Origin of the sequence: Sporichthya sp., assembly GCF_013815995.1 — a bacterium.
Classification (GTDB): Bacteria; Actinomycetota; Actinomycetes; order Sporichthyales; family Sporichthyaceae; genus Sporichthya.
On record NZ_JACDFE010000236.1, the window covers coordinates 1 to 6,830 of the forward strand.

Below are 6,830 nucleotides of genomic sequence, written 5' to 3' on the forward strand. Positions count from 1 at the left end.
TTCGCGCGCTGACCTGACTACTCAGAGAGGAGACTGTTATGCCTAAGCACTCGTTCATCCTGAACGGCAAGAAGGTCAGCGTCGACATCGAGAACAACGTCCGCATGCTCTGGGTCCTGCGTGACGTCCTCGGGGTCACCGGCCCCAAGTACGGCTGTGGAATCCGCGTATGCCAGGCCTGTACCTCGCACCTCAACGGCAAGCACTTCAACCCGTGCTCCGTCCCGGTTTCCGACATCAAGGCGACCGACCGGATCACCACGATCGAAGGCCTCGCCAAGACGGTGAAGAAGGACCTGCACCCGGTCCAGGAAGCCTGGATCAAGTTCGACGTCGCGCAGTGCGGCTTCTGCCAGGCCGGCCAGATCATGGCCGCGACCGCGCTGATCAACCGCGTCAAGACGAGCGGCCGCAAGATCTCCGAGGCCGACCTCGACAGCCTGCGCAACGTTTGCCGCTGCGGGACCTACCCGCGCATCCGGCAAGCCGTGAAGGCTGCGGCCGCGAAGATGTAGCGCACCAAGGTCCTGTGGGGACAGGACTACGGCCCGCCCGGCTCACAGCCGGGCGGGCCGTGTGCGTCAACTCCGGCTGCCGTAGGGCCGGGTGATGATCTCCAGCCAGTGCCCGTCCGGGTCGGCCCAGCACAGGCCGCGGCCGCCGTCATGGTTGTTCCACTCGCCCGACTGCTGGCCTCCCGGGTCGGCCACCCGCACGATGTGGTGGTTGAGCTGGACCGCCACGGCGGGTCCTCCTCGAACGCTAGAAGCCCAACTTGCGCAGCTGCTTGGGGTCGCGCTGCCAATCCTTGGCGATGCGGACGTGCAGGTCCAGGAAGACCGGCGTGCCGAGCAGGGCCTCGATCTGACGGCGGGCGGTCGTTCCGACGTCCCGCAGCCGGGCCCCGCCCTTGCCGATGACGATGCCCTTCTGGCTGTCGCGCTCGACGTAGAGTTCCGCACGGATGTCCAGCAGCGGGTTCTCCGGGGAACGGCCTTCGCGCGGAATCATTTCCTCGACGACGACCGCGAGCGAGTGCGGGAGCTCATCCCGGACGCCCTCCAGCGCGGCTTCCCGGATCAGCTCGGCCACCATCTGCTCCTCCGGGGAGTCGGTGAGCTCCCCGTCCGGGTACAGGGCCGGGCCGGGCGGCAGCTGCGCAGTGAGCAGATCGGCCAGCAGTTCGACCTGTTCCCCGCGCACGGCGGACACCGGCACGATCTCGGCGAAGTCGATCCCGACCTCGGTGCCCAGCTTGGACACGGCCAGGAGCTGCTCGCCGATCTGCTGCTTGCCCACCGTGTCGGTCTTGGTCACGACCGCGAAAGCGCAGCTGCGCTTACGCATGGCCTTGGCCAGTTCGCCCGCGATGTAGCGGTCCCCCGGCCCGATCTTCTCGTTCGCCGGGATGCACAGCCCGAGGACGTCGACCTCGGCCAGCGTCCCTCGCACCAGGTCGTTGAGCCGCGACCCGAGCAGGGTGCGCGGGCGGTGGAAACCCGGGGTGTCGACCAGCACCAGCTGCGAGTCCGGCCGGCTGATGATGCCCCGGATGGTGTGCCGGGTGGTCTGGGGCCGGTCGGAAGTGATCGCCACTTTGGTGCCGACCAGGGCGTTGGTGAGCGTGGACTTGCCGGTGTTGGGCCGGCCCACGAAGCAGGCGAAGCCGGAACGGTGCTCGGGGGCGGTCACGACGCAAGTCTCCCCGATGCGGGGCACCATGGAGACCATGGGTGACCCCGTGTGCTGGCTGAACCGGGTCTGCCCGGACTGCGGCGCGCTGCGCGACGAGGAACCGCCGGCGCCGTGCCCGCGCTGCGGGTCGACGAGCCCGCCTCCCTAAGCGGTGCCGCGAAGGGCTCCGTCGAGGCCGGCCAGGTGCAACGGGGCACCGGCGCCGAGATCGCTCAGCGCGGCCCGGTCGGCTTCGGCCGGCTGATCTGCCTCAGAGACCACGGCTCCCGCTTCGATCCCGCGCGCGCCGCTGGCCACGGCCATCACGACCGCCGCCTGGAGGGCGGAGAGCTGCAGCGAGGGCAGAGCCACGGTGGAGGCGGCGTAGGTGCGGCCGGTGTCGTCGCGCACAGCCGCGCCCTCGGCGGCGCCGTTGCGGGCGCGGGTGGAGCGGGCCAGCGTCACCAGCTTGAGGTCTTCGGGGTTCAGGTCGTCGGCCACACCCCGCACTCTAAGACAGAGCTCTAAGCGTGCTCGTGCTCGGCGACCTCGGTGGAGTCCTCGCTCGACTCCTCGTTGGGCTCCGGCTCGACGGTGACCAGCACCGTGGTGATCCGGTTACGGCGCCCGGCGACGCTCTCGGCCTGCAGGCGCAGGCCCTCCACGACGGCCTCGGCGCCGGGGATCGGGACCCGGCCGAGGTGCTTGGCCAGCAGGCCGCCTACGGTCTCGACCTCGTCGTCGTTGATCTCCCGGCCGAAGATCTCGCCGAGCTCCTCGACGGGCAGCCGTGCGGTCACGCGGACCGAGCCGTCCTCGAGGCGCTCCACGGGAGGGCGCTCGCGGTCGTACTCGTCGGCGATCTCGCCGACGATCTCCTCGACCAGGTCCTCCATGGTGACCAGGCCGGCGGTGCCGCCGTACTCGTCCACCAGGATGGCGATGTGAGACTGCGTCAGCTGCATTTCCCTGAGCAGGTCGTCGACCGGCTTGGAGTCCGGGGTGAAGATCGCGCGGCGCATCGCGGCGGAGACCGGCAGCGCCTCGGCCTCGCGGTTGTCGTGGACGCGCCGGACGATGTCCTTGAGGTAGACGACGCCGACGATGTCGTCCTCGCCCTCCCCCGCCACCGGGATCCGGGAGAACCCGCTGCGCAGGGCGAGCGACAGCGCCTGGCGCAGCGTCTTGGTCTGTTCGATGAAGACCATGTCGGTGCGCGGCACCATCACCTCGCGCACGATGGTGTCGCCGAGTTCGAAGACCGAGTGCACCATCCGGCGCTCGTCGTCCTCGATGACCATCGACTCCTCGGCGGCGAGGTCGACCAGGTCGCGCAGTTCGGCCTCGGAGGCGAACGGGCCCTCGCGGAAACCCTTGCCCGGGGTGACCGCGTTGCCGAGCAGGATCAGCAGCTTGGGCAGCGGACCGAGCAGCGCAGCCAGCGGCGGGAGCACCGCGGCGGCCAGCAGCCCGACCTTGCCGGAGTGCTGACGACCCACGGTGCGCGGTGAGACGCCGACCACGACGTAGGAGGCGACCACCATCACCCCGGCCGTGATGCCAATGGCGGCCCAGCGGTTGTCGACCTCCTCCAGCGTGACCACCGCGACCAGCGCGGTCGCCGTCAGCTCGCACATCACCCGCAGCAGCAGCGCGATGTTGAGGTAGCGCGCGGTGTCGTCGGCGATTCCGCGCAGCCGCTTGCCCAGCCGGCCGTCGCCGCGGGACAGCTCGTCGACCGTGGACCGGGACAGGCGCGAGATCGCGGCCTCCATGGCGGCGAACGCCCCTGCGACGGCCACCAGGCCAACCGCGAGCACGATCAACGCGACGTTCGATCCCACTGCCGCTGCCTCAACCCTGCTGTCGGCGTTGCTGCCAGCCGGCGAGCAGACGTTTCTGCTCGTCGAACATTTCCTTCTCCTCGACCGGCTCGCCGTGGTCGTAGCCGAGCAGGTGCAGCATCCCGTGCGTGCACAGCAGCTGGAGCTCGTCCTCGGTGGAGTGGCCCGCGCCCTTGGCCTGGCTGGCCGCCACCGACGGGCAGAGCACCACGTCGCCGAGCAGGCCCGGGTCGGCCTCCGGGTGGTCGCGGCGGCCGGGGCGCAGCTCGTCCATCGGGAACGCGAGCACGTCGGTCGGACCCGGCTCGTCCATCCACTGCAGGTGCAGCTTCTCCATCGTGGCCTCGTCCACCAGCAGCACCGACAGCTCGGCCTGCGGGTGGATGCGCATCTCGTCCAGTACGTGCCGGACCAGGTCGAGCAAGGCGTCGGTGTCGACCTCGATGCCGGATTCGTTGCAGATGTCGACGTTCATCGGCGCCCGCGACCCCGGTTGGCGTTCTGCGTCTGGGGCTGCTCCGCGTCCCAGCGCCCGTAGGCCTCAACGATGTCGCCCACCAGGCGGTGCCGGACTACGTCGGTGCTCTGCAGCCAATTGAAGCTCACATCGCCGACGCCCTCGAGGATCTGCTGGATGATCCGCAGCCCGCTGGAGGTGCCGGACGGCAGGTCGACCTGAGTGACGTCGCCGGTGACCACGATCTTCGACCCGAAGCCCAGCCGGGTGAGGAACATCTTCATCTGCTCGGCCGAGGTGTTCTGCGCCTCGTCGAGAATGATGAAGGAGTCCGAGAGCGTGTTGTGGGTCAGCAGGAAATCTTCGGTGACGTAGAGCGAATCGACCGCACCCACCTGAATGCACACGCACTCGGCAGTGCCGGCCGGCTCGATGCTGTGGATGAAGCGCATGGGGCGTCCGCCGCCACCGAACTCCCGGTACTTGTCGGCCTTTCGCTCCAGACGGAACGGCTCGATTCCGGCGGGCAGCCTGATGTCGACCACGTAAGCGTCGTGGTTGTACGGAACCGGACGTCCGTTCGCGAGCCCCGGTTTGCGGCCCTCGGCAACACGCGTGCGCCAATAGGCGACTCCACCCAGCGAACGGACAAGGAAGACGACGTCGTCGCGCAGCCGCGTCGAGGTTGTGCAGTACTGAACCCGGCAGGTCCGGTTCGCCTGCGTCACCGGTCCGCCGTCCGTGTCGAGCAGCCCCTGCAGGATCCCGATCCGGACCTCGGCCGAGTTGTACAGGTAGAGCTCAGGGACGAACTTGGTGCTTGACTTAGTCCCCCACAGACCGAGTTCTCGCGCAACCGCAACCAACGGGTTCGTGCGGGTCAGGACGTCCGTCTGTTCACGATCGCGAAGTACGAGGTGGTTGAAGCGATCCGTGTGCCGAAGCCTGATCCCAGGTAGTCCGACGGCCAGCCGCTCCCCGAGTTCGACGTCAGCTGTTGTGAAGCTAGGTGTTCTCTGCGACCCCGACAAACATCCGTCGCCGAGCATGAGCCCAAGGGCGTACGGGTCCATCGGGACCTGCGTTGGATAGAACTCAGCGGGAGCGCTCAGCACCGGCAACTCGTACCGGTGGTAGTGGGCTGCGCGGAGGTTCCCGATCATTTCCATCGTCTTGAGGACACGGTGCGGCTTTCCTCGCCGCACATCGTCCCGTGTCGACACCGCCCACAAGTGGTCGCCTGAAGCCAGCGTCGAGGCACCGTCCTGGGTCGAGACCCGGAAGATCTCTTTTCGTCCCTGCGGAAAGACGCCGAGCACCGGTGTCGGCACTCCGTCCGAACCGACAACAAGGTCGCCAACCTCCAGTTGGCCGATCGGTCGCCATCCGCCCGGCGTCAAGACCTTCGAGTTGACGTCCTGGGCCCGACCACGCATATATGCCAGGGGCGCGACCTCGATGACGCCGTCGGTGAGCAGCTTCGGTACGAGGTCCGGATCGAGCATGTCCCGCAGCGCGTCGTACAGCGGCCGCAGGTAGGGGTCGATCTTCTCGTACAGGGTGCCGGGTAAGAAGCCGAGCCGCTCGCCGGCCTCGACGGCGGGGCGGGTCAGGATGATCCGGTTGACCTGCTTGGTCTGCAGCGCCTGGACGGCCTTGGCGACGGCGAGGTAGGTCTTGCCGGTACCGGCGGGGCCGATGCCGAAGGTGATGGTGTGCCGGTCGATGGCGTCGACGTAGCGCTTCTGGTTCAGCGTCTTCGGCCGGATGGCGCGACCGCGGTTGGACAGGATGTCGGCGGTCAGCACGTCGGCCGGGCGGGTCAGCGTGTCGGCGCGCAGCATGTCAATCGAGCGGCGCACCGAGTCCGCCGAGAGAGGGGCGCCGGTGCGCACGACCACGACGAGCTCGTCGAAGAGGCGCTCGATCAAGGCGACCTCGGGCTGGGGGCCCTGGACCTTGACCTCGTTGCCGCGGCCGAGAAAGTCGACGTCGGGAAAGGCCCGCTCGATCACGCGCAGGTACTCGTCACCGGAACCGAGCAGGGCCACCATGGGGACGCTGGGGGGCACCACGATCGTGTGCTCGGCGGGCTGGGTCTCGGCCATCGCGGCCATGCTACGCGTCCGCGCCAGCGGAATTCCGGATGTGCACGGTGCACACCCGGGGTCCTACGATCCGGCGATGGACCGCGCGGAGGTCAGTCGGCTGCTCTCGGCCACCGCGCGCTCGTACCAGCGCCTCGATTCGGAGACCAGCGCCCTGCTGGGCACCGAGGTGCTGGGGCAGGTCCCGGACCTGACCGCCGTGCCCGTGATCGCGCGCCAGGCCCCGCAGATGACACATGAGCACACTGCGGCCATCACGGCGGCGCTGATCGCGGCCGAGGCCGGGCCGGAAGTCGAGCTCGCCGCCATCACCGAACCGTTCGCCCGGGACTGCGCGCACTGGGACGTCTCGGTCGGGGCCATCCTGCGTACCTACCAACGCGGTCACCAGCGGCTCTGGCAGCTGTGGAAGGTGCGGATCGAGGAGAGCGTCGCCGATCCGGAGGCCCGGGCCTCCGTGCTGGCGCTGTGCGCCGAGGTGCTGCTGGAGTACGTGACGGCCGGGATGGAGCTCACGGTGGCGGTGCACGCCGCCGAGCGGGAGATCCACTTGCGCGGGGCGTCCTGGCAGCAGCGGGACGACGTGCTCGATGTCCTGGAGGGCCGCGCTGCGGGGAACCAGGCCGAGTTGTCCCGCCGGCTCGGGCACCGCCTGGACCGCACCCACGTCGCCTTCGTCTGCTGGTCGGACCCGGCCGCGGCCGGCCGGGAACGCGCCGGCCTGGAGGCGGCGGCCCAGGACTGGGC

At 69.2% G+C, this 6,830-nt stretch carries 7 protein-coding genes and 1 pseudogene; 2 read left to right on the forward strand and 6 right to left on the reverse strand.

What is annotated here, in order from left to right; all coding sequences use genetic code 11:
• The first annotated feature begins 38 nt into the window (after positions 1–38).
• Positions 39–515 (forward strand): (2Fe-2S)-binding protein, encoded by a 477-nt coding sequence (locus tag H0X00_RS20075; RefSeq protein WP_293774254.1) that lies wholly within the window; start codon positions 39–41, stop codon positions 513–515.
• Between the two features lie 66 nt (positions 516–581).
• Here the strand turns inward: H0X00_RS20075 and H0X00_RS20080 are convergent.
• From H0X00_RS20080 to H0X00_RS20105, 6 genes and pseudogenes are all read right to left on the reverse strand, one after another.
• Positions 582–707, reverse strand: a pseudogene (locus tag H0X00_RS20080) (VOC family protein); the annotation flags it as partial.
• Positions 708–762: 55 nt separating this feature from the next.
• The gene (gene era, locus H0X00_RS20085; protein WP_293774256.1) at positions 763–1,692 is read right to left on the reverse strand and encodes a GTPase Era; all 930 of its coding nucleotides are present in this window, start codon (positions 1,690–1,692) and stop codon (positions 763–765) included.
• A 147-nt stretch (positions 1,693–1,839) separates the two neighbouring features.
• The gene (locus tag H0X00_RS20090) at positions 1,840–2,175 is read right to left on the reverse strand and encodes a cytidine deaminase (RefSeq protein ID WP_293774258.1); all 336 of its coding nucleotides are present in this window, start codon (positions 2,173–2,175) and stop codon (positions 1,840–1,842) included.
• 23 nt (positions 2,176–2,198) lie between these two features.
• Complete coding sequence (locus H0X00_RS20095; protein WP_293774259.1) at positions 2,199–3,518, reverse strand: hemolysin family protein; 1,320 nt, start codon at positions 3,516–3,518, stop codon at positions 2,199–2,201.
• 10 nt (positions 3,519–3,528) lie between these two features.
• Positions 3,529–3,993, reverse strand: coding sequence for an rRNA maturation RNase YbeY (gene ybeY, locus H0X00_RS20100; protein WP_293774260.1), 465 nt, complete (start codon positions 3,991–3,993; stop codon positions 3,529–3,531).
• Positions 3,990–6,083: a PhoH family protein gene (locus H0X00_RS20105; protein WP_293774261.1), complete on the reverse strand. Its 2,094-nt coding sequence runs from the start codon at positions 6,081–6,083 to the stop codon at positions 3,990–3,992. The genes ybeY and H0X00_RS20105 overlap by 4 nt, the downstream gene beginning before the upstream one ends.
• A 76-nt stretch (positions 6,084–6,159) precedes the next feature.
• On the opposite strand from H0X00_RS20105, the gene H0X00_RS20110 reads away from it, so the two are divergent.
• Positions 6,160–6,830 (forward strand): hypothetical protein (locus H0X00_RS20110; protein WP_293774262.1); only part of this gene is annotated, 671 nt, incomplete at its 3' end.

Bases quoted from the DNA above. Each gene is read 5' to 3' on its own strand.
- H0X00_RS20105 (WP_293774261.1), bottom strand. From the start codon at position 6,083: ATGGCCGAGACCCAGCCCGCCGAGCACACGATCGTGGTGCCCCCCAGC.
- H0X00_RS20075 (WP_293774254.1), top strand. From the start codon at position 39: ATGCCTAAGCACTCGTTCATCCTGAACGGCAAGAAGGTCAGCGTCGAC.
- ybeY (WP_293774260.1), bottom strand. From the start codon at position 3,993: ATGAACGTCGACATCTGCAACGAATCCGGCATCGAGGTCGACACCGAC.